The organism is Sphingomonas sp. Leaf38 (assembly GCF_001421825.1).
Taxonomy (GTDB): Bacteria; Pseudomonadota; Alphaproteobacteria; order Sphingomonadales; family Sphingomonadaceae; genus Sphingomonas.
Genome location: NZ_LMLD01000011.1, coordinates 1,357,597 through 1,376,133, shown reverse-complemented (window position 1 = coordinate 1,376,133; position 18,537 = coordinate 1,357,597). Strand labels below are relative to the sequence as shown.

The 18,537-nt window shown below is 61.8% G+C and carries 21 protein-coding genes; 19 read left to right on the top strand and 2 right to left on the bottom strand.

Going from position 1 to position 18,537, the window contains the following annotated elements; genetic code table 11:
- The first annotated feature begins 70 nt into the window (after nucleotides 1-70).
- From ASE88_RS13680 to ASE88_RS13670, 6 genes are all read left to right on the top strand, one after another.
- A complete protein-coding gene (locus ASE88_RS13680; protein ID WP_082466543.1) occupies nucleotides 71-1,870 on the top strand; it encodes a sensor domain-containing diguanylate cyclase in 1,800 nt (599 codons plus the stop codon).
- 78 nt (nucleotides 1,871-1,948) lie between these two features.
- The gene (locus tag ASE88_RS13675) at nucleotides 1,949-2,368 is read left to right on the top strand and encodes a globin domain-containing protein (protein ID WP_082463368.1); all 420 of its coding nucleotides are present in this window, start codon (nucleotides 1,949-1,951) and stop codon (nucleotides 2,366-2,368) included.
- Between the two features lie 191 nt (nucleotides 2,369-2,559).
- The gene (locus ASE88_RS18435) at nucleotides 2,560-2,874 is read left to right on the top strand and encodes a PilZ domain-containing protein (RefSeq protein ID WP_082463369.1); all 315 of its coding nucleotides are present in this window, start codon (nucleotides 2,560-2,562) and stop codon (nucleotides 2,872-2,874) included.
- Nucleotides 2,875-3,026: 152 nt separating this feature from the next.
- Nucleotides 3,027-3,170 (top strand): hypothetical protein, encoded by a 144-nt coding sequence (locus ASE88_RS18980; protein ID WP_156348297.1) that lies wholly within the window; start codon nucleotides 3,027-3,029, stop codon nucleotides 3,168-3,170.
- Between the two features lie 386 nt (nucleotides 3,171-3,556).
- On the top strand, nucleotides 3,557-3,817 hold the full coding sequence (locus tag ASE88_RS18975) for a hypothetical protein (RefSeq protein ID WP_156348298.1): 261 nt from the start codon (nucleotides 3,557-3,559) through the stop codon (nucleotides 3,815-3,817).
- Between the two features lie 702 nt (nucleotides 3,818-4,519).
- Nucleotides 4,520-4,750, top strand: coding sequence for a hypothetical protein (locus ASE88_RS13670; protein WP_056478546.1), 231 nt, complete (start codon nucleotides 4,520-4,522; stop codon nucleotides 4,748-4,750).
- 130 nt (nucleotides 4,751-4,880) lie between these two features.
- Here ASE88_RS13670 and ASE88_RS18970 read toward each other — a convergent pair whose 3' ends face one another.
- Nucleotides 4,881-5,579 (bottom strand): DUF4230 domain-containing protein, encoded by a 699-nt coding sequence (locus ASE88_RS18970; protein WP_156357029.1) that lies wholly within the window; start codon nucleotides 5,577-5,579, stop codon nucleotides 4,881-4,883.
- Nucleotides 5,580-5,932: 353 nt separating this feature from the next.
- The gene (locus ASE88_RS13665) at nucleotides 5,933-6,349 is read right to left on the bottom strand and encodes a hypothetical protein (protein ID WP_156357028.1); all 417 of its coding nucleotides are present in this window, start codon (nucleotides 6,347-6,349) and stop codon (nucleotides 5,933-5,935) included.
- A gap of 375 nt (nucleotides 6,350-6,724) precedes the next feature.
- Here ASE88_RS13665 and ASE88_RS13660 point away from each other — a divergent pair, with 375 nt between their 5' ends.
- From ASE88_RS13660 to ASE88_RS13600, 13 genes are all read left to right on the top strand, one after another.
- Complete coding sequence (locus ASE88_RS13660) at nucleotides 6,725-7,609, top strand: baseplate J/gp47 family protein (RefSeq protein ID WP_055878853.1); 885 nt, start codon at nucleotides 6,725-6,727, stop codon at nucleotides 7,607-7,609.
- Nucleotides 7,606-8,253 carry a phage tail protein I gene (locus tag ASE88_RS13655; protein ID WP_056478543.1) on the top strand — a complete coding sequence of 216 codons (648 nt, stop codon included), beginning with the start codon at nucleotides 7,606-7,608 and terminating at the stop codon, nucleotides 8,251-8,253. The genes ASE88_RS13660 and ASE88_RS13655 overlap by 4 nt, the downstream gene beginning before the upstream one ends.
- Complete coding sequence (locus ASE88_RS13650; RefSeq protein ID WP_056478541.1) at nucleotides 8,250-9,491, top strand: hypothetical protein; 1,242 nt, start codon at nucleotides 8,250-8,252, stop codon at nucleotides 9,489-9,491. Before ASE88_RS13655 ends, ASE88_RS13650 begins: the two co-directional genes overlap by 4 nt.
- Nucleotides 9,492-9,493: 2 nt before the next feature.
- A complete protein-coding gene (locus ASE88_RS13645; protein ID WP_056478539.1) occupies nucleotides 9,494-11,437 on the top strand; it encodes a hypothetical protein in 1,944 nt (647 codons plus the stop codon).
- A 79-nt stretch (nucleotides 11,438-11,516) separates the two neighbouring features.
- A complete protein-coding gene (locus ASE88_RS13640) occupies nucleotides 11,517-12,065 on the top strand; it encodes a phage baseplate assembly protein V (protein WP_056478534.1) in 549 nt (182 codons plus the stop codon).
- A 5-nt stretch (nucleotides 12,066-12,070) separates the two neighbouring features.
- Entirely contained in the window at nucleotides 12,071-12,430 is a 360-nt protein-coding gene (locus tag ASE88_RS13635; protein ID WP_321163425.1) for a GPW/gp25 family protein, read from the top strand.
- Between the two features lie 15 nt (nucleotides 12,431-12,445).
- On the top strand, nucleotides 12,446-13,612 hold the full coding sequence (locus ASE88_RS13630; protein ID WP_056478529.1) for a phage tail sheath subtilisin-like domain-containing protein: 1,167 nt from the start codon (nucleotides 12,446-12,448) through the stop codon (nucleotides 13,610-13,612).
- A 36-nt stretch (nucleotides 13,613-13,648) separates the two neighbouring features.
- A complete protein-coding gene (locus ASE88_RS13625) occupies nucleotides 13,649-14,158 on the top strand; it encodes a phage major tail tube protein (RefSeq protein WP_056478527.1) in 510 nt (169 codons plus the stop codon).
- A gap of 85 nt (nucleotides 14,159-14,243) precedes the next feature.
- The gene (locus ASE88_RS13620) at nucleotides 14,244-14,567 is read left to right on the top strand and encodes a phage tail assembly protein (RefSeq protein ID WP_056478525.1); all 324 of its coding nucleotides are present in this window, start codon (nucleotides 14,244-14,246) and stop codon (nucleotides 14,565-14,567) included.
- 8 nt (nucleotides 14,568-14,575) lie between these two features.
- Nucleotides 14,576-14,692: a GpE family phage tail protein gene (locus tag ASE88_RS13615; protein WP_056478523.1), complete on the top strand. Its 117-nt coding sequence runs from the start codon at nucleotides 14,576-14,578 to the stop codon at nucleotides 14,690-14,692.
- Nucleotides 14,693-14,696: 4 nt separating this feature from the next.
- Nucleotides 14,697-17,108: a phage tail tape measure protein gene (locus ASE88_RS13610; RefSeq protein ID WP_235527942.1), complete on the top strand. Its 2,412-nt coding sequence runs from the start codon at nucleotides 14,697-14,699 to the stop codon at nucleotides 17,106-17,108.
- 4 nt (nucleotides 17,109-17,112) lie between these two features.
- Nucleotides 17,113-17,502 carry a phage tail protein gene (locus ASE88_RS13605; RefSeq protein ID WP_056478518.1) on the top strand — a complete coding sequence of 130 codons (390 nt, stop codon included), beginning with the start codon at nucleotides 17,113-17,115 and terminating at the stop codon, nucleotides 17,500-17,502.
- Nucleotides 17,499-18,530 (top strand): contractile injection system protein, VgrG/Pvc8 family, encoded by a 1,032-nt coding sequence (locus tag ASE88_RS13600; RefSeq protein ID WP_056478517.1) that lies wholly within the window; start codon nucleotides 17,499-17,501, stop codon nucleotides 18,528-18,530. The genes ASE88_RS13605 and ASE88_RS13600 overlap by 4 nt, the downstream gene beginning before the upstream one ends.
- Nucleotides 18,531-18,537 lie beyond the last annotated feature (7 nt).

Sequence of the window (18,537 nt, the reverse complement as noted above, 5' to 3'; positions counted from 1 at the left end):
ATTTAAAATAAAAGATGATCTCTGACCGCTGGTAATCGCACCGTTAAGGATTCTCAGTTAGTCGATTTAAATGCGCCAGACATTTGCACGGTTGGGAGATTCGCCGCTCGGTCCGGCGGTTCTCGGCATTGCCTATTTCGCCTCTGCATTGCTGTCGTTAGTTATGACCCGCGGGGCGCATGGCATCGCGGCGATCTGGCCACCGAGTGGCATTCTGCTCGCGACCCTACTCGTCGTACCCCGGCACGCGGTCTGGCGGTTTGCGATGGCGGCGATAATCGCAAGTTTTGCGGCCAATCTGCTCGCCGGATCGGGTTTCTGCGTCTCCATCGGATTTACAGCAGCCAACGGGCTTGAGGCGATGGTTGCCACCCTCCTACTTCGGCGACGATCGGGGGCACGGGTCTCTTTCATCAATCCATCGGGCCTATCTGCGTTCTTCGTCGCGTCGTTGATTGCCTCGCTGGTGAGTGCTTTGGTGGCGACCTGTATTTCGCCAAGGTTGAATGGCGAATTCCTTCTTTCATGGTTCAGCACGGTATGGCTGGGCATGTTGCTCGTGACGCCGCTGCTCCTAGCGGCATTCGAGCTTTCGCTCTCCACGCGACGACGGGTGTCCGGGCGCGATGCCATTAATTTGAGCGGCATCGTTCTACTGACAGTCATCGCCGCCAGTTTTACGTTCTACCAAACCCAATACCCGATGCTGTTCGTACCGATGATGGTAATTGTGATTGCCGTCCTGCGCGGCGGTATGCTCGGCGGTATCATCAGCATGATGGTCGTCGTGGTGCTCGGATCACTGGCGCTTTTCTGGGGGTCAGGCCCAATATTCCTCATCCGTGCGTCCTCCGATACGCGCCTTTTATTCTTTCAGTTTTATCTATTGTCGCTATTCGTTTCGTCGCTACCAATGGCAACGCTCCTCGCTGCGCGTGATCGCTTGAGAGTAAATCTTTCAGAACGCATCCGTCTTCTCGATCAGGCGGAGGCTGCGGCGCATATTGGGCATTGGCGTGTCAATTCTATCGACCAGACGATCTTCTGGTCGCCAGAGGTTTTCCGCATGCACGGCCTTCCGGAGGGAAAACCACCGGCTTTGGAGCAGGCTATCGATCTATATCATCAAGATGACCGACAGGGCGTATCCGAGGTCATTGCGCTTGCACTTGCCGAAGGCCAGCCCTTTGCGTTCGAAGCCCGTATCGTTCGCCCCGACGGCTCCGTCCGTTATGTCGCGACCCAGGGAGAGCGTGATTATTCGTCGACAGATGACGCTATTGGGCTTTTCGGTCTCATCCGTGATGTCACCGAGCAAATCGAAGCACAACAGGTCCTGAAAGAGTCCCGTGACGCCGCCAACCGCAGCGCGGCTGCGGCAATGTTGCTCGCTTCGACAGATGTCCTAACCGGACTCGCGAACCGTAGACGGATCATCGAATATCTTGATGACGCGTTGACAGACAATGAGACGGGAAAAGCCGCACTCTCGGTCATACTCTTCGACATCGACCATTTTAAAGCCGTGAATGATCGGTACGGCCACGATATCGGTGACGATGTGATAAAGCGCGTTGCATCGTCGGCAAACGGGTGTTTGCGAAACACTGATCTGATCGGTCGCTATGGTGGCGAAGAGTTTGTCATCATCTTGCCCAAGACAGACAGGGAGGTGGCGTTGCAGATCGCCGAACGCGTACGAGCTAGTATCGAAGCATCTTGGGATGACGGACAGCCGAAAGTAACGGTCAGCTTGGGCATCGCATCCACCCGGGACGGCGACACGTGCGATGTCATCCTCAAACGGGCGGATATTGCCCTCTACGAAGCAAAACACGCTGGTCGAAACCGATTGCGCTTGGCTTCATGATGCTGAACGAGCAGTATATATTGCGTCAGCCGGAATAACTGGCGACACAAAAAAATCTATCCGTCGGGTGAGGGCGAAATGTCTTTAACGGTAGATCAAATTCGGCTGGTGACGGAAAGCTACGAGCTGATTAGACTCTCACCCCGCCCGTATGCCGAGCTATTTTATCATAGATTGCTTTTGGATCACCCGTTTGCACGAGCGGTATTTCCCGATGATATGACGAACCAGATCGCCGTTTTTTCAAAAACAATAGATGCCCTTGTTGCTAACGTCGGCGATATCGTAAACCTAAAGCCTTTCCTTTCTGATTTGGGCAAGAAGCATGTCAAATACGGCGTCAAGGCCTACCAATATGAAGCGGTCGGGACCGTTCTGATCGATACATTCGCGGATATATTAGGCGAACGTTTTACTCCGGCAACTCGCCATGCTTGGGAGACGGTTTATAGCGAAACAGCCGGCATCATGATCTCCGCGGCCTATTCCGATATTTAGCACAGAGCCGCGGCCGGATCTTCGGTCCATGATTATTTTGTATTATGCGAGCCATACATCCACTCGGCCGCGCTTCAAGTTCATTCCTAAGAAGATGATCGTACGCGAAAGCGAGTCCTCCGCCCCGGACAGCGTAGCGACAATTAGCCCATGATAATGAAGCCGTATGACGGCTGACCTATTTTCTAAAAATGTTCAGCGCAGATTATGAGCCCGTCGAAGCAAACAGACGGCGAACGGCACGGACGCCAATCGCTATCGATGCCGAACTTGACGGATCACGCCGCACGCTTTGCAAGGTCGCCGATATCTCTACTGGCGGCGCGCAGATTCAAACCTACTCAGCATTGAATGTGGGCGCAAAAATTTGGCTTACTCTTCCATTAATCGGCCGAGTGTCGGCAACGATAAAATGGGCCAGCGACTACAACGCAGGTTGCCAATTCGACGATCCTTTGAGCGCCGACCTGGTTGAGGCTGTGATTGCACGGGGTGGCGGGAGTTAAACGGCGGTAGTGGCAAGTGACCTATCGCGACGTGCGGCCTTGGGATGACAAAACCAACAAGTCCAAGCCGTGCAGCCCGCAGACCATATGTTCGATCCTGCCTCTGACCATTTGTTGTCGACGCGTAAGCACCGCAGCGCGAGGATCCCGCAATGGCGCGCAATGAGCGGGAGACTGAGAAGGACTTAATCGAAGGCTTATGGGCCATGCGCGCTCTGGCGATCCGGCTGAATCTAAAAGTCGTCGGGGCGCTCATCAAAGTCGCAATCGGATTGATTCCCACCAGCTTTCACTAGCTATCAGAATCTTGACTCTGAGCAGTAGGGACTAGCTTGACGCAAAGCGCCCTCCATCGACTCGCGTCGCTCTTCAGCTGCGCGCTTTATATATCCTAGTTCCACATGGGTTCGGCGGAGACACCCTCCGCCGCGGCCTTTTACAACCCGCAGAAATCCATGGTTTGTGGGCAAGAAATGGTACGACGTACCCCGGCGATACCCTAGGGCAAATCGCACGACTATGAGCATTTGGATCTGAAACGGATCTGTCTTGGCGCGTCCGCCTCACCCCTATAGCAATTGCGAATGTAAGGACGAGACGGGCTCGGGCTATTGGCGAGCATTGCTGTCGATGTATGGGATGGTTAATCAGCCATCGGCTCATTCCGATCGCGAGGATTACGATGGATCTCGACAAGCCAAGAAATCTGCTGAACTCGGATGAGCTTCATCAAGTGATGAATCACTTGGCCAGTGCGAAAAAGTATGGCGATCCTCGCCAAGTATGGGTCGAAGACGGACATGTATTCGTCGAAGGACACGACGGAGAGATCGTTTCAATGACCCCAGCGGTCGCAATCAAAATGGGCAGGATGCTGGGCGAAGCCGGAGCCGCATCGCTGATCAACAGTGTGATGGACGAGAGCACTGATAGATCGGTTTAATCTAGCGCATCTTGCAGAATTGGCGAGCCGTGAATCTACTTTCATTTCCATCTCGGCCATTCCGCTTCCGCCCACTAGCGGACGTTCGCAGGTTTTCGTAATGTCGCTGCTGAGGTTGAGCGGAGATCGAAGGTGCAAAGTAGTCAAATGCTCCTACGAGCAGGACTGGTAGCGTTCAGTATAGCACTTGGTGCCTATTTTTTATTTTGCGCACTGACGAATACCGCGAGCGTTCCGATAGCCAACGCGTTTCTCCCGATAGTGCTGACGGGCGCTCTACTGGTTCGTCTTAATCGGAAGCGGACCGGCAGCTAGCCACCGCAATGCGACGTGCGGCACGCCAGACGGCTTTGCCAGCAGTGGGACAGGCTGCAAACGCCCACTTGCGGACCTTCAGCCCGTTGGTAAGATTAACGCACAGGAGGCGAACAATGAAGCGACCGAAATTGGCGTTCAGCTTTGCGAAGGGTGCGGCAATGGGTGCTTTGATGGTCCACGTCGGTATCAGGCTAGCTTCTGCGCTCACCTAGGTTCGCGTCCGCTTTCCAACAAAAAGCGGCTGCTCGCCCCCCGCCCCGACACCTGAACGAACGGCTGCTTACCTCGATGTTCGCCCGTAAGCAGCCAGTCCGCAATCCTCCCATCTCAGCCGTTACACTTACGCCCACTTGCGGACGTTCGTTCAAGCCTTAGACCACGTTCATGATGAAAGTGCGATTCTCAAACGAAACGGATCAAGCCATAGAATTGATGGTAGAGCCGTGGGGGGCGGTTGAGCCGATCCCTGCCGGCGCAAGGTTCGTCATCCACTACACTCCACACGTTGATCGAGAAGACACGTCCTTCGCAGAGTATCATGTCGGGATGATCCGCTTCTGGGTCGAGGGCAGCGATTACGAGCTAAACATCGACGGCGAAACTGTTCCGACCTGACGGCTTCTTACGCCCAATAGCGGACGCTCGGGGGACAATCAGGACTCCCGAACGCGGTCATTCGTTCAGGTTGATTTTCGCATTGGTCCCTCATGATGCAAAAATCAAAGGTTTTGGATCATTATGCCGATCAACTTCCTGCCAGCACTTCCTTAATCGACTTTGACTCATCCCACCGGGAGGTTGGCTGACGTCCCTTTTTAGGTTCCCATGGAAATGACACCGAGACTTTGGCGTTACTCACGCCCACGGCTGAGAGTGTCTGGCGAGCCATCTGTTCAAGGGTTTTTCGTCCACTTTCACGCGCATCATTTAGGTGTCTTAGGCCCTTCGCCTCCTCAGATGCCCTCGACGACAACCTTTTAGCTGCTTGCCTCGCCATTTGAAGTCCAGCTGCACGGGAGATGTAAACGCCGTCCTGTTTTGTTACGGCGTTGACCATGTCAATGTTCGGTGTCCCAATGTTCACATCCGGCGCATCGATCGTAAGCACCTTCGTTTCTGCATTCCAATTATAAGCACCTTCGTTCATCGACGCTAACGGTAGGAAATAGTCCACTGTCACGGGCGCAGTCGTGACCTGCCGGGGATGGAAAATAGCTCCATCATACCCCCCACGCGCCGCGATCTTCCCCCTAATTTTTGCGACCCTAAGATCGGCGGCACGCTCGAACGTAATGAACACCACTCTAGACGCCGCTAGACCCAACGATGTTTCAGCGTCTTCAGCACGACGCTCAGCGTCTTTGCGTGCCTGCCATTGAGACCAACCGAACCAGAATAGTCCGACTACCCCGACAATAATTAATAATGCACGCAAAGACCGCATGATGCCCCCATTTTTACGGGATTAGCTCGCCACTGATGGCATAAGCTGCTCGCCCGATTCCACCACCCTTAAGCCATTCAAGACAGTCGGTAAGCAGTGGAGTTCGGAGTGGCCGCAGCAGCTATACGCAGTGCCACCTGATGCAAAAATCACAAATTTCGCATCCGCCCAAGAACGGCAGAAAAGCGTGGTACCTGCCGATGCAGAAATTTGATGCATTTGGCGGGCGCCTTCCATGGCAGGTTTTCCAGGATGCAGCCCCGAAAGCTGTCAGTCCGCTTTCCTTCCCATTCCGGTCATTCGTGATGCAAAAATCAAAAGTTTTGCATCATGGTCGGCCTTACAGAAAGTGTCTAAACCATGAGCAGGGGGCGAATGACCGAAATGAGGTTCTGCAAGGAGTGGGCACCGACGATAACGAGATAGCCGGATCCAGATCGACGCCTCAATCTCGCTGAAAACATGATCGCGGCGTGCATTGCAAAGGTCGGCAGAACGGCGAGCGACGCCCAAGAAATTCCGTGCAGTATGACCATCGCAGCGCTGGTCGCCAGCGATGTGCTGACATGACCCAAACCGAATTTCGATTGAGCCAGCCAAACCAAAACCCAGACCGCGAAGGACTCTGTGACCGGCCCGAAAGCCGTCGCCAGGAAGATCAAAAGCGGGGTTATCTCCCGATGATACCCTGAAAAGTTGATCGCTGCCGATGGACCAAGAAGCAATATGATCAGATTCAGGACGCCGTTGCCGGTAGCCCAACCGGCCACGCCCGTGGCTATAGCTATGACAATCGACTTCAGACATCGCATGAGCTGGCGATCATCGCAGCGGTGCCAAAAGGCAAGGCCTCGCCCGCTGGATATGCAACAACATTGTTGATGCAAAATTCACAGGGTTTGCATCGGCCAGAAAACGGCGGGAAACCGTGCGATACGCCGATGCCAAAGTCTGAGGCGTTTTCCCGCCTACGTTTAGTGTCGGCTTTCCCATGACAGGGCCCGAAAGCGGTCCGTCCGCTTTCCTGCCCATAGCGGACATCGCAGGCGGCTTCCGCTTGGGGGGCACGGCTGTCTTGTAGAGACCGTCTCTACAAAACTCGGCCGTAGCTTTTCGCCCGCGCGCGCGCCGACATAGCGGGCATCATGGCAGCAACCGCACCCTCAACGACCGTCGACCTGTCGCGCCTGCCGGCGCCGACCATCGTCCCGCTGCTCGGTTACGAGACGATCCTCGCTGCAATGGTCGCGAAGATGCGGGAATTCCTGCCGAGCTTCGATGCCACCGTCGATAGCGATCCCGCGGTCAAGGTGCTGCAGGTCGCGGCGTATCACGAAGTCCTGATCCGCCAGGCGGGCGACGATGCCGGCAAGCAATTGCTGGTCGCCTATGCCACCGGCGCGAACCTCGATCATCTCGCCGCCCTGGTCGGGGTGCCGCGGCTGTCGGTGACCGACGGTACGACGACGATCCCCGAAACCGACGACGCGCTTCGCCAGCGCATCGTCCTCGCTCCCGAGGGCTTCTCGGTCGCCGGCCCCGAGTTGGCCTATGTGAAGCACGCGAAGGATGCGAGCGGCGACGTCCTCGATGCCAGCGCCACGTCACCGGCCCCCGGCGAAGTGCTGGTGTCGGTCCTGTCGCGCATCGGCAGCGGCGTCGCTTCGTCTCAATTGCTCGACGCTGTCCGCGCGATCGTCACGGATCCCGCGATCCGCCCGCTGGGCGACGCGGTCACCGTCGCCTCGGCGAATATCCTGTCGTTCGAGATCGTCGCCGCGCTGCTCACGCTTTCCGGCCCTGATACCGACCTGATCCTGACGGCCGCACGCGCGGCGCTCGTTGCGTATCTGGCCGACAGCCGCAAGCTCGGCCGCGCGATCACCCGCGTCGGCATCACCGCCGCGCTGAAGGTCGCCGGTGTCATCGACGTCGACCTGCAGAGCCCGGTCGCGTCGATCGCCTGCGATCTCAGCCAGGCGGGCAACTGCACCGCCATCACGATCCGCCATGGCGGATACACGACGTGACGCTGCTGCCCCCCAATGCGACTGCGCTCGAGCGCGCGCTTGAGATTGCGACGTCCCGGATCGGCGACGTCCCGATACCGCTTGCCCCGCTATGGGATCCGGCCACCTGCCCCGGCGATATCCTGCCCTGGCTCGCCTGGTCCCTCTCGGTCGACCGCTGGGATGCCGACTGGCCGGAAGCGAGGAAGCGCGCGGCTATCGCCGGCTCGATCGCGTTGCACCGGATCAAGGGCACCCGCGCATCGGTCGAGGCGGTGATCGCCAGCTTCGACGCGCTGATCGAGCTGGTCGAGTGGCATCAGACCGCGCCTCGCGGCGCGGCGCACACGTTCGAGGTCGTCATCCCCATGGTGACCGCCCCCGGATCCGCGCCGGGCGGCGCGCGCGCCTCGGTCGCGTTCGTCGACCAGATCGGGCGCGAGGTGTCGCGCGTGAAGCCGCTGCGCGAACATTTCAAAGTGGTGCAGCTCGTCACGCTCGCCGGTGCGATCGGCGTGCGCGCTGCCGCCCGGCTTTCCAGCTTCATCCGTGAAAATGCCAACCTCACCATCGACGTATCACCCGAATGGCAGTTCTTCCTCCAGACCGAGGATGGCGAGCCGCTGGAGGGTGATGACGGCGCTTATCTGGATACCCGCCCATGATCCTCCCCGCGCTTGCGCTCACCATGACGACGCTCGGCCTGCAGCGGTTCACCGCCGCTCAGGTCGAGGACGATATCGACCTGTCGATCAGCCATGTCGGTCTGACCGATACCGCTTTCGTCGTTGCCCCGACGCTGACCGCGCTGCCGGGCGAATTCCGCCGCCTCGATACGATCTCGGGGAAGCCCGTCGGCAACAACATCGTCCACATGGTCCTGCGCGACGATGCCGACCTGACCTATGGCGTGCGCGGTCTCGGCCTGTTCCTTGCCGATGGCACGCTGTTCGCCGTGGTCGGCCAGGTCGAGCGCATTTTCGTCAAGGCGCAGGTTGCATCGTTCCTGCTCGCGATCGACGTCGCCTTCCCGACTGCGGAGATCAACCAGATCTCGTTCGGCGATACGAACTTCCTGTATCCACCCGCGACCGAAACCACACGCGGCGTCGCGACGATCGCCAGCCAGGCGCAGGTCGACGCCGAGGCCGACGATGCCACGATCGTGACGCCGAAGAAGCTCGGCGTTCGCCTGCTCGCGATGTTCGGCGCACTCAACGGCTATGTCCCGCTGACCCAGCGCGGTGCCGCCAATGGCGTCGCCACGCTCGGCGGTACGGCCAAGGTGCCGGTCGACCAGCTCCCGGCCGCGAGCGCCGCCAGCGCCGGCATTGCCCGCCGCGCGACGCAGGATCTGGTCGACGCCGGCACCGACGATGATCGGTTCGTGTCGTCGCTCACGCTCGCCCAACGCCTGCTCGGCTATGTCGCGAACACGCAGCGCGCAGTCGCCAATGGTATCGCCACGCTCGACGCGGAGGCCAAGGTGCCCGCCGCGCAGATCCGCGCGGCGACCGCGACGCAGGTCGAGGAGGGGCTATCGGTCAGCGCGTTCGTCACCCCGGCGGGCCTGAAGGCCGGCGATTATCTCCGCGTCGAGGAATATGTCGTCGAGGGGAGTTTCTGGTATCGCCGAACCTCGGATGGCTTCGTCGAGATGTCGGGCATCAGTGCCCTGCCCGGCAGCGAATCCACCTTCACGCTCAACTTCCCCCGCCCCTTCCCGACTATGTGCCTCGGGCTCTGGGCGACGATCATCAACACCGCCCAGAGCAATGACGGGCAGTCGACCGTGCAGGAAGTCTCGCTCTCCGCCGACCATGCGGTGCTGTTCGCCCAGAACCACAAAACACCCACTGCGGACGCGAACGGCGGTTTCCGCTGGCTCGCGCGAGGACGCTGATCATGTCGAAAATCTCCCTGCTCCCCGAGCTCGCCGCGCCCACCGGTGCGGAAACCGTCCCGGTCCTGGTCGGTGGCCTCACCAAACGTGTCGGCATCACGCCGCTCGTCACGGCAGCCGGCCAGCCTGTGCTTGCTCTCGGTCGCGCGGCTGCGGCGCGAGCGGAGCTGGCGGCGAATGATGTCGAGGGCGGGGCCGCGTTCGCCAAGGCGTCGGCCGACCTTGCCGAAGCGGTCGAGCGCCGGATCGGCGCGGGACTGCCGCCCTTCACGCCGAATACCGAGGTGGTCGACGATGCACTGCTCGACAGCCTGACGCCCGCGCTGGGCGAGGTGAAATTCGGCGCGCAGACCGGGCGGATGTACGGTCGCCGACGTCGTGGCGGCTGGGCCATTTACAGCCGGCCGAACGAAGTCCTTCATCTCGACGAGTTCACGCGCGCCGAGCTGGAAACGATCAGCCCTGCCGCCTTCACGCTGGCGGTCGAGAATGCGATCGCGTTTGCCGGATCGATCGGCGGGGGCTCGATCACGATCCCCATCCGTCCCGATCGCGACGGGTACCGCCTAACGCGCGGCATCCGCATTCCTTCCGACGTCCGCTTCGACGGCGTCTCCGGTCGCGCGATCATCCGCCCGGCGAATGCCATCAACGGCGACCTGATCACGCTGGACGGCGCGAACAACGACCTGTCGGGCGTCTGGCTCACCGATCCCGATCGCCTGGTTGCCGGGTGGATGGTGTCTGTCGCGGGCATCACCCGGTCGTCGATCGGCGCCGAGCTGGAAGGCGTCACCGTCGTCGATGCGGCGCGCGCGATCCGCAACGACGGGTCGTTTGCCTTGAAGCTGCGGGGATGCCGCACGCAGAATTGCGACTATGGCTATCTCAACAGCCGGGGCGGCGTCGATAACGGGATCTACGATCACCATTCGCTGGGCGATCTGTTCCCGATCACGATCGACGGCATCGCCCAGCCGATCAACCCCGGCGATCCTGATACCGATCACCCGGAAGGCATCACCTTGCGAGACGTCTGGATCGGTGGCGTTCGTGCGGGTGGCGGCGCGGTACGGATCGCCGAAAGCCTGTGGGTCAAGGTCATGCGGCTGGAATGCGTCGTGCTGGGCGAGGGCGTCACCGGCCTCGACATCATCGGATCGGAACGCCGCGGCCGAGGATCCGTGCTGGTCGATGTCCAGCAGAGCTATATCGAAGCCGGCAAGAACGCAGCGGCGATCCGCGCCATCTCAGGTCCGGGTACCGTTGCGAAGCTGGCGGTCAGCCACACCCATTTCGGCACGGGCAGCTGGCGTGCGTCGGATACGCCGAATATGCGTTTCCTCGATATCGATGCCGGGATCGAGTTCTCCTTCGATCACTGCTCGATCTTCTATGGCGTTGGGTGCGGCAAGATCCACATTGCAAATACCAACGGCTCGATCACGAACTGCAACTTCTCGCAGTGCGACGGCTTCGTCGACTATGCCGGCTTCTCGAATCGCATTGTATGGGATTGCGAGGACGATCAGATGCCGCCTGGCTACGTGCCAGGCGGGTTCTCCAGCTACCGCCGCGGCAAATGGGTCGAGTATGCGCCAGCGCTCATCTCCAGCGTCGGCAACCTGGGCAGCGTGACGGACGCGGTCGGCCGGTACCGGCGTGACGGCAACACGATCGACTTCAACCTGCAGGCAACGATCATCGATAACGGCTCGGGTAGTGGCGTGCTGCTGTTCGCGTTGCCGACCGCGGCGCGGCCGGGCGGGCTCGGCTGGGTCCCCACTGTGATCGGTGCCGTCGCGTCCAAACGCCGACCGCTGCTCGCTTACATCGATCCTGGTGGCGGTGCGGTCAGCATCACGAATGCCGACCTGCAGGGCACATATCCTGGCGAAAACGGCCTTACCGTCAACGTCAGCGGCACCTTCGAACTTCGGACCTGACCGGAGCAACGTCTTGTAGAGACGGTCTCTACAAGACCGCACCCAAGTATCGCGAAACAGGATCGGCCAACGTGCGCGGATGGCCGATCCTGCCGATATTCAGCGCCTTGTTGGCGACCTTGCACGCGAGGGCAGCATCGCGTCCGTCGATCTTTCGACGGGGATGGCGCGCGTTCGCTTCGCCGATGATCTGACGACCGGCGATATTCCATGGCTGTGCGGTCGCGCGGGCAAGACGCGCATCTGGGCGCCGCCCGCGATCGGCGAGCAGGTCACGGTGCTGTGCCCCGAAGGCGATACCGGGCGGGGCATGATCATCGGCAGCCTCAGCTCGGACGCGCATCCTCACGCCGCGCAGGATGGCTCGACCCGTATCGACTTCGAAGACGGCTCATGGTTCGGATATGATCCGGGCAGCGGCGATCTGACCGCGACGATTGTCGGCAAGGCCACGATCACCGCGCCAGGCGGCATCCGCCTCGTCGGACCTGTCACGATGAAGGGCGACGTAAAGCTCGAAGGCGACATGACCGCGACCGGCGACGTCGTGGCCGATGGGAAAAGCCTCAAGGGCCATACGCACACCGCTGTCCAGCCGGGCAGCGGCTTTTCGGGACCACCGAAGTGAACGGCATGGACCGCACCACGGGTGCTCCGCTTGCCGGTGCCGATCACCTTCGCCAGTCGATTGCCGACATCCTCGGTACGCCGCTCGGCACGCGCCTCGCGCGGCGCGATTACGGCTCGACGCTGCCCGAGCTGCTCGACCAGCCGATGAACGATCTCGGCCGCATGCGTGTCCTCGCCGCAGCAGCGCTCGCGCTGCTTCGCCAGGAGGATCGCATTCGGATCTCGCGCATCGCTTTCACCGCCGGTGCCTGGCTCGGTGCCTACACCCTTACGATCACCGGCCGGCGCACGGACGCGCCGGCACCCGCGGCGACCGTCAGTCTCTCCGTCCCTGTGCGTGCCGCCAGCGCGCTGTCCGTCTGAAAGGAAAACCCTTCGATGACCTATCTCCATGGCATTTCGGTCGCCGAGATCGCCGGTACCAGCCGCACCATCCGCACCGTCGCGACTGCCGTCATCGGCCTGGTCGTGACTGCACCCGCCGCGGACGCCGCAGCGTTCCCGGTCAATCGCCCGGTGCTGATCACCGATATCGAGGGCGCGATCGTGAAGGCCGGCAACACCGGCACGATGAAGGGGGTGTTGAACGCAATCGCCGACCAGGTACGCGCGCCGATCGTCGTGGTGCGCGTGGCGCCCGGCGCCGACGCGACGGCCACCAACCTCGCTGTGATCGGCACCGACGTGAACGGCCAGAAGACCGGCATGCAGGCGCTGCTTGCAGCCGACAACGTCGTCGGCGTCCGCCCGCGTATCATCGGCGCGCCCGGTCTCGACACGCAGCCCGTCGCGACCCAGCTCGCGGCCGTCGCCAAACGCCTGCGCGCCATGGCCTATGCCAGTGCGATCGGCGCGAACCGCGATGCCGCCATCGCCTACCGCGCGAACTTCACCGCGCGCGAGCTGATGCTGATCTATCCAGACTTCACGACGCCGGTCGGCGTCCTGGGCGAAGCCGAGCCCAGCTATGCGGTCGCCCGCGCCCTCGGCCTGCGCGCGCTGATCGACCAGGAGCAGGGCTGGCACAAGACGCTGTCCAACGTCCCCGTCCGCAACGTCACCGGTCTGACCAAGGACGTACAGTTCGACCTGCAGGATCCCGACGCCGACGCCAACCTGCTCAACGCGGCCGACGTCACCACGATCGTCCGCCTCAATGGCGAGCTGCGGTTCTGGGGAAACCACACCTGCAGCACGAACCCGGACTTTATGTTTGAGAGCGCGACGCGCACCGCGCAGATCCTCGCCGATACGATCGTCGCCGGTGTCGTCTGGGCGATCGACAAGCCGCTGCTGCCGAGCCTCGCGCGCGACATCGTCGAGCAGATCAACGCCGCGTTCCGCAAGCTGAAGACCGCCGGCCAGATCCTGGGCGGCGAGGCGTGGTTCGATACGAACAAGAACCCGGTCGCGTCGCTGAAGGTCGGCAAGCTGCTGCTCAATTACAAATACACGCCGGTACCGCCGCTCGAACAGCTCGGGCTCGAGCAGGAGATCACCGACGAATATCTGGCCGACTTCGGCCAGCTCGTCGCGGACGCCTGATTCACCCGCACCCCCTTTATCTGACGGAGAAACGCGATGGGCCTGCCCCGCAAGATCAAAGACCTGATGCTGTACAACGATGGCGGCAACTATCTCGGCCAGGTTGGCAGCGCGACGCTGCCCAAGCTGACCCGCAAGCTCGAGGAATGGCGCGGCGGTGGCATGGATAGCGGCGTCAAGATCGACATGGGCGGCGAGGCGATGGAGATGGAGTGGTCGCTCGGCGGCCCCGTCGTCGACGTGCTGCGCCAGTTCGCCGACACCGATATCGCCGGCGTACAGCTCCGCTTCGTCGGCGCCTGGCAGAAGGACGACAGAGAGGACGTCGACCAGATCGAGGTCGTGATCCGCGGCCGGCACGAAGAGATCGACATGGGCGAGGCCAAGCCCGGCGAGGGCGGCGAGTTCAAGGTGAAGACCGCCATCGCCTACTACAAGCTGACGTGGAACGGCGTCGTCGAGATCGAGGCCGACCCGCTCAACATGGTGCTGATCGTGGGCGGCATCGATCGCCGCGCCGCGATCCGCAACGCACTCGGCTTCTGACGTGCCCATCATCCGGCGCCATCACCTTCGACGCCGTCCCTGCATTCTTGGCCGTCCGCTCGGCCGTATCTGAAAGACCTCGACCATGACCGACAAGACGGACCTCAACGGCTCGACGAGCCTCCGCACCATCACCTTCGATACGCCGCTCCAGAACGGTGAACAGACGATCGATAGCGTCGTCGTGCGCAAGCCCGCCGCAGGCGAGTTGCGCGGCACGACGATGATGGCACTGTCACAGCTCGATTACACCGCGCTCGAAACGCTGCTGCCGCGCATTACCACGCCCGTCCTCCACAAGCAGATGATCGCGCGCCTCGATCCGGCCGACTTCATGCAGCTGGGCGGCGAGGTCATGGATTTTTTGCTGCCGAGGTCCGCGAAGGTCACGAACTCCCCAACGACGTAAGCGAGGCGATGGCGGATATCGCCCTCGTCTTCCATTGGTCGCCCGACGTCATGACCTCGATGCCGCTCGGCGAATTGATGGGCTGGCGCACCAAAGCGGCCAAGCGCCACAATCCGGAGAAATAACCGCGTGGCCGATCGCAACCTCCGTATCCAGATGCTTCTGCAGGCGAGTGACAGGGTTACTCGCCCCCTCCGCGATATCGCAAGCGGCTCATCGCGCGCCGCCCAGGCGCTGAAGGCAACGCGCGATCGGCTGAAGGAGATCGAGCGTGCGCAGGCCGACGTCGGCGGCTTCCGCGAACTGAAGGCCGGGCTGCGCACAACGGAGCAATCGATGCAGTCTGCCCAGACCCGCGTCGCCGCGCTCGCCCGCGAGATGCAGCAGACCGAGAACCCGGCCCGCGCACTGTCGCGCGAGTTCGAACGGGCGAAGCGCGAAGCCCAGCAGCTTACCCGGCAGCACGATGCCGAATCGCGCGAACTTCAGACGCTTCGGGATCGGTTGCGCGCTGCCGGCGTGTCGACTGCAGATCTCGGGCGTCACGAACGCGAGCTACGCGACCATGCTGCTGATACGAACCGCGAGCTTCAGGAGCAGTCGCGGCGGTTGGAGCAGACATCCGATCGCCAGCGCCGGTTCGGCGCGGCGCGTGACCGCTTCACGCGCGGACAGGGCATGGCAACGGGCATCGCCGCGGGGGGTGCCGCCTCACTCGCGACCGGCATGGTGATGGCGCGGCCGATCCTCCGCGGGATCGAACAGGCGCAGGAATTCCAGTCGGGCATGACCGATATCGCCCAGAAGGCGAACCTGACGAGGGCGCAGGCCGACAAGATGGGCGCGAGCTTGCTGGTCGCGTCGCGCGCCGCCAACCAGATGCCTGCCGACCTGCAAAAAGGCGTCGATACGTTGTCGGGATTCGGGCTCGATCCGACCAAGGCCACGGAGATGATGAAGCCCATCGGCCGCGCCGCAACGGCGTACAAGGCAGAAATTGCCGACCTTTCGGCTGCGGCATTCGCAGCCAACGACAATCTGAAAGTGCCGATCGAGCAGACCAGTCGCGTGATCGATATCATGGCGCAAGCGGGCAAAGACGGTGCCTTTGAGATCAAGGATATGGCCAGCGCGTTCCCGTCGCTGACCGCTGGGTATCAGGCGCTCGGCCAGAAGGGCACGCGTGCCGTCGCGGATCTCGCCGCAGCCCTGCAGATTGCCCGCAAAGGTTCAGGCGATTCGGCGTCGGCGGCGACCAACGTGTCGAACATCATCCAGAAGATCGCGTCACCGGCGACCATCAAAGCGTTCTCGAAATTCGGTATCGATCTCCCAAAGTCTCTGAAAAAGGCGTATGCCGAGGGTAAGACGCCGCTCGAAGCGATTGCCGAGCTGACCAAAAAGGCGACTGGCGGAGATCTCGGTAAGCTCGGCTTCCTTTTTGAAGACAGCCAGGTGCAGCAGGGCCTACGGCCGATCATCCAGAACTTGAAGGAATACCGCGCGATCCGCGCCAAGGCGTTCGCAGCGAACGGCGTCACGGATACCGACTTCGCCGACCGCATGAAGGACTCGGCAGAGCAGACAAAGGCGCTGAAGGTCAACACCGCGGCGCTCGCGATCTCGCTCGGCAACACCTTGATGCCGACGGTCAACGCGGTGCTTGGTCGCGCAGGTGCGTTCGCCAGCCGGCTCGCAGACTGGTCGCAGCGTCACCCGGCGCTGACGCGCGCGATCGTGCTGACCGCCGGCGGGCTTTCGGCGCTGTTCGTCGTGCTTGGCATCGGCGCCATCGCACTCGCCGGCATCGTCGGCCCGATGTATATGTTCGCGGCTGCAGCGACGTACACCGAAATGGCCTTGCTCCCGATCATCGGCATCGCCGCTGCGATCGTCGCCGGTATCGCGCTGCTCGCGGTCGGCGCATACCTGATCTACAGCCATTGGGGCGCGATCACCGGCTGGTTTGCCGGCCTGTGGAACGGGCTGAAGGCGATCGTCAACGGCGCGCTCGGGTGGTTTGCTTCGCTTCCCAGCCGCTTCGGCGAGTTCGGCCGCAATATGATCACCGGGATGATCAACGGTATCACCGGTATGCTGGGGCAGCTGAAGGCGACGATCGTTGGTGCTGCGTCGTCGGCCGCGAACTGGTTCAAGACCAAGCTCGGCATCCACTCGCCAAGCCGCGTGTTCGCAGGCTTCGGCGGATTCATGATGCAGGGTCTGTCGAACGGCATCGATGGCGGTGCAGGCGAGCCCGTCCGCCGCCTCGACCGACTATCCCGGCGGATGACCACGGCGATCGCGGTCGGCACCGCGCTGCCCGCCATGGCGACAGGAGTGCCGGCGGGCGGGCCGCAGAATATGCGCTTGGTTGCATCGGTCGGCGCGACGGCGCGATACGAGATCCATCTTCATGCGGCCCCCGGCATGGACGAAGCAAAGCTTGTCGAGCTGCTCGAGCGCAAGCTGGATGACATTAAGCGGAGGGATTCGGCGAACGGTCGTTCCGCGTTCGCCGACCGGCCGGATTGGGAGTGACGTCATGCTGTTAGCCATCGGCCTGTTCCCGTTCGCAATCTCGACCATAGTCCACGACGAGCTGCAGCACCGCTCGTCGTGGATCCACGCGACGTCCCAACGGGTCGGCGCGCGCGATGCGACCCAATTCGTGGGCGTTGGCGCTGATACGATCTCGCTCCGCGGCGTCGCGCATGCCGAACTCAGCGACGGCCGCGCGTCACTCGACGATTTGCGCGACATGGCGGATACCGGCAACGCTTGGTCGGTGGTCGACGGCGCCGGCCAGGTCTATGGCGCGTTCGTTATTCAGGGGATCGACGAAGGCCTGAAGGAACTCGGCCCAGATGGGCGCCCGCGCAAGATCGAGTTCAGCATCGACCTGTTGCGCGTTGACGACGTGGCACCAGCATGATCTCCAACATTCCTGATTTTAGGATCACGCTCGACGGCACCGATCTTACTGGCACGCTGCAGCAGGACGTCGCCGCAGTCGACGGGCGGATCCGCAAACGGCTAATCTCGCTGTCGCTATCGGAAAAGCGCGGCGAGTCCGCCGACCAGCTCGACATCGTTCTATCCGACGCGGACGGACGCCTGGCACTGCCGAAAACCGGCGCGATCCTGAACGTCCAGCTCGGCTGGAAACAGGGCACCGACGTGACGCCGGGCCTTGTCGACAAGGGCAGCTTCAAGGTCGACGAGGTCGCGCATTCCGGTCCACCCGACGTTATCACGATCCGCGCGCGATCGGTCGACTTTACCAGCGAGCTGAAGACCAGGCGCGAAAAGAGCTGGCACGGCACGACGCTTGGCGCGGTCGTCAACGAGATCGCGGCGCACCACGGCCTGAAACCCAGCTGCGCGCCCGCTCTGGCGTCGATCACAGTGACGGCAAAGGCGCAGAGCCGCGAAAGCGATCTTGCATTCTTACGACGCCTCGGCCGTGAGCTGGACGCCGTCGCCACCATCAAGAGCGGCCACCTGATACTTTCCCGGATTGGCGAGGGCAAAACGCCGGCCGGCCGCTCGCTGCCGGCCCTGACGATCCGGCGGCGCGACGGCGACAGCCACAATTTCAGTCGGCAGAAACGCGACGACGTCCCCGGCGTGTCTGCCACATGGCACGATCGGAAGGGCGGCAAGCGCGAGACGTTCACTGCCGGCAAGGCGAACGGTGCGAGGAAGCTATCACGCGTGTACGGCAGCGAGGAAGACGCGAGCGCCGCGGCGAACGCCGCGCATAGCCGCGTGCGACGCGAGCCGGTGTCGCTGGATCTCAGCCTTGCGCTCGGCCGGCCGGATATCTCGCCCGAGCAGAAGACAACCATCTTCGGTTACAAGACTGAGATCGACGCGGTGGCGTGGGTCGTCGGCGAGGTGTCACACAGCCTTGGCGACCGCGGCTACGCGACGAAAATTAAGCTCGAAACCGCGCGATAAAAGGTCA

Coding starts and splice junctions, on each gene's coding strand:
- ASE88_RS13680 (WP_082466543.1), top strand. CDS start 71: ATGCGCCAGACATTTGCACGGTTGGGAGATTCGCCGCTCGGTCCGGCG.
- ASE88_RS13675 (WP_082463368.1), top strand. CDS start 1,949: ATGTCTTTAACGGTAGATCAAATTCGGCTGGTGACGGAAAGCTACGAG.
- ASE88_RS18435 (WP_082463369.1), top strand. CDS start 2,560: ATGTTCAGCGCAGATTATGAGCCCGTCGAAGCAAACAGACGGCGAACG.
- ASE88_RS18980 (WP_156348297.1), top strand. CDS start 3,027: ATGGCGCGCAATGAGCGGGAGACTGAGAAGGACTTAATCGAAGGCTTA.
- ASE88_RS18975 (WP_156348298.1), top strand. CDS start 3,557: ATGGATCTCGACAAGCCAAGAAATCTGCTGAACTCGGATGAGCTTCAT.
- ASE88_RS13670 (WP_056478546.1), top strand. CDS start 4,520: ATGATGAAAGTGCGATTCTCAAACGAAACGGATCAAGCCATAGAATTG.
- ASE88_RS18970 (WP_156357029.1), bottom strand. CDS start 5,579: ATGCGGTCTTTGCGTGCATTATTAATTATTGTCGGGGTAGTCGGACTA.
- ASE88_RS13660 (WP_055878853.1), top strand. CDS start 6,725: ATGGCAGCAACCGCACCCTCAACGACCGTCGACCTGTCGCGCCTGCCG.
- ASE88_RS13650 (WP_056478541.1), top strand. CDS start 8,250: ATGATCCTCCCCGCGCTTGCGCTCACCATGACGACGCTCGGCCTGCAG.
- ASE88_RS13645 (WP_056478539.1), top strand. CDS start 9,494: ATGTCGAAAATCTCCCTGCTCCCCGAGCTCGCCGCGCCCACCGGTGCG.
- ASE88_RS13640 (WP_056478534.1), top strand. CDS start 11,517: ATGGCCGATCCTGCCGATATTCAGCGCCTTGTTGGCGACCTTGCACGC.
- ASE88_RS13635 (WP_321163425.1), top strand. CDS start 12,071: ATGGACCGCACCACGGGTGCTCCGCTTGCCGGTGCCGATCACCTTCGC.
- ASE88_RS13630 (WP_056478529.1), top strand. CDS start 12,446: ATGACCTATCTCCATGGCATTTCGGTCGCCGAGATCGCCGGTACCAGC.
- ASE88_RS13625 (WP_056478527.1), top strand. CDS start 13,649: ATGGGCCTGCCCCGCAAGATCAAAGACCTGATGCTGTACAACGATGGC.
- ASE88_RS13620 (WP_056478525.1), top strand. CDS start 14,244: ATGACCGACAAGACGGACCTCAACGGCTCGACGAGCCTCCGCACCATC.
- ASE88_RS13615 (WP_056478523.1), top strand. CDS start 14,576: ATGGCGGATATCGCCCTCGTCTTCCATTGGTCGCCCGACGTCATGACC.
- ASE88_RS13605 (WP_056478518.1), top strand. CDS start 17,113: ATGCTGTTAGCCATCGGCCTGTTCCCGTTCGCAATCTCGACCATAGTC.
- ASE88_RS13600 (WP_056478517.1), top strand. CDS start 17,499: ATGATCTCCAACATTCCTGATTTTAGGATCACGCTCGACGGCACCGAT.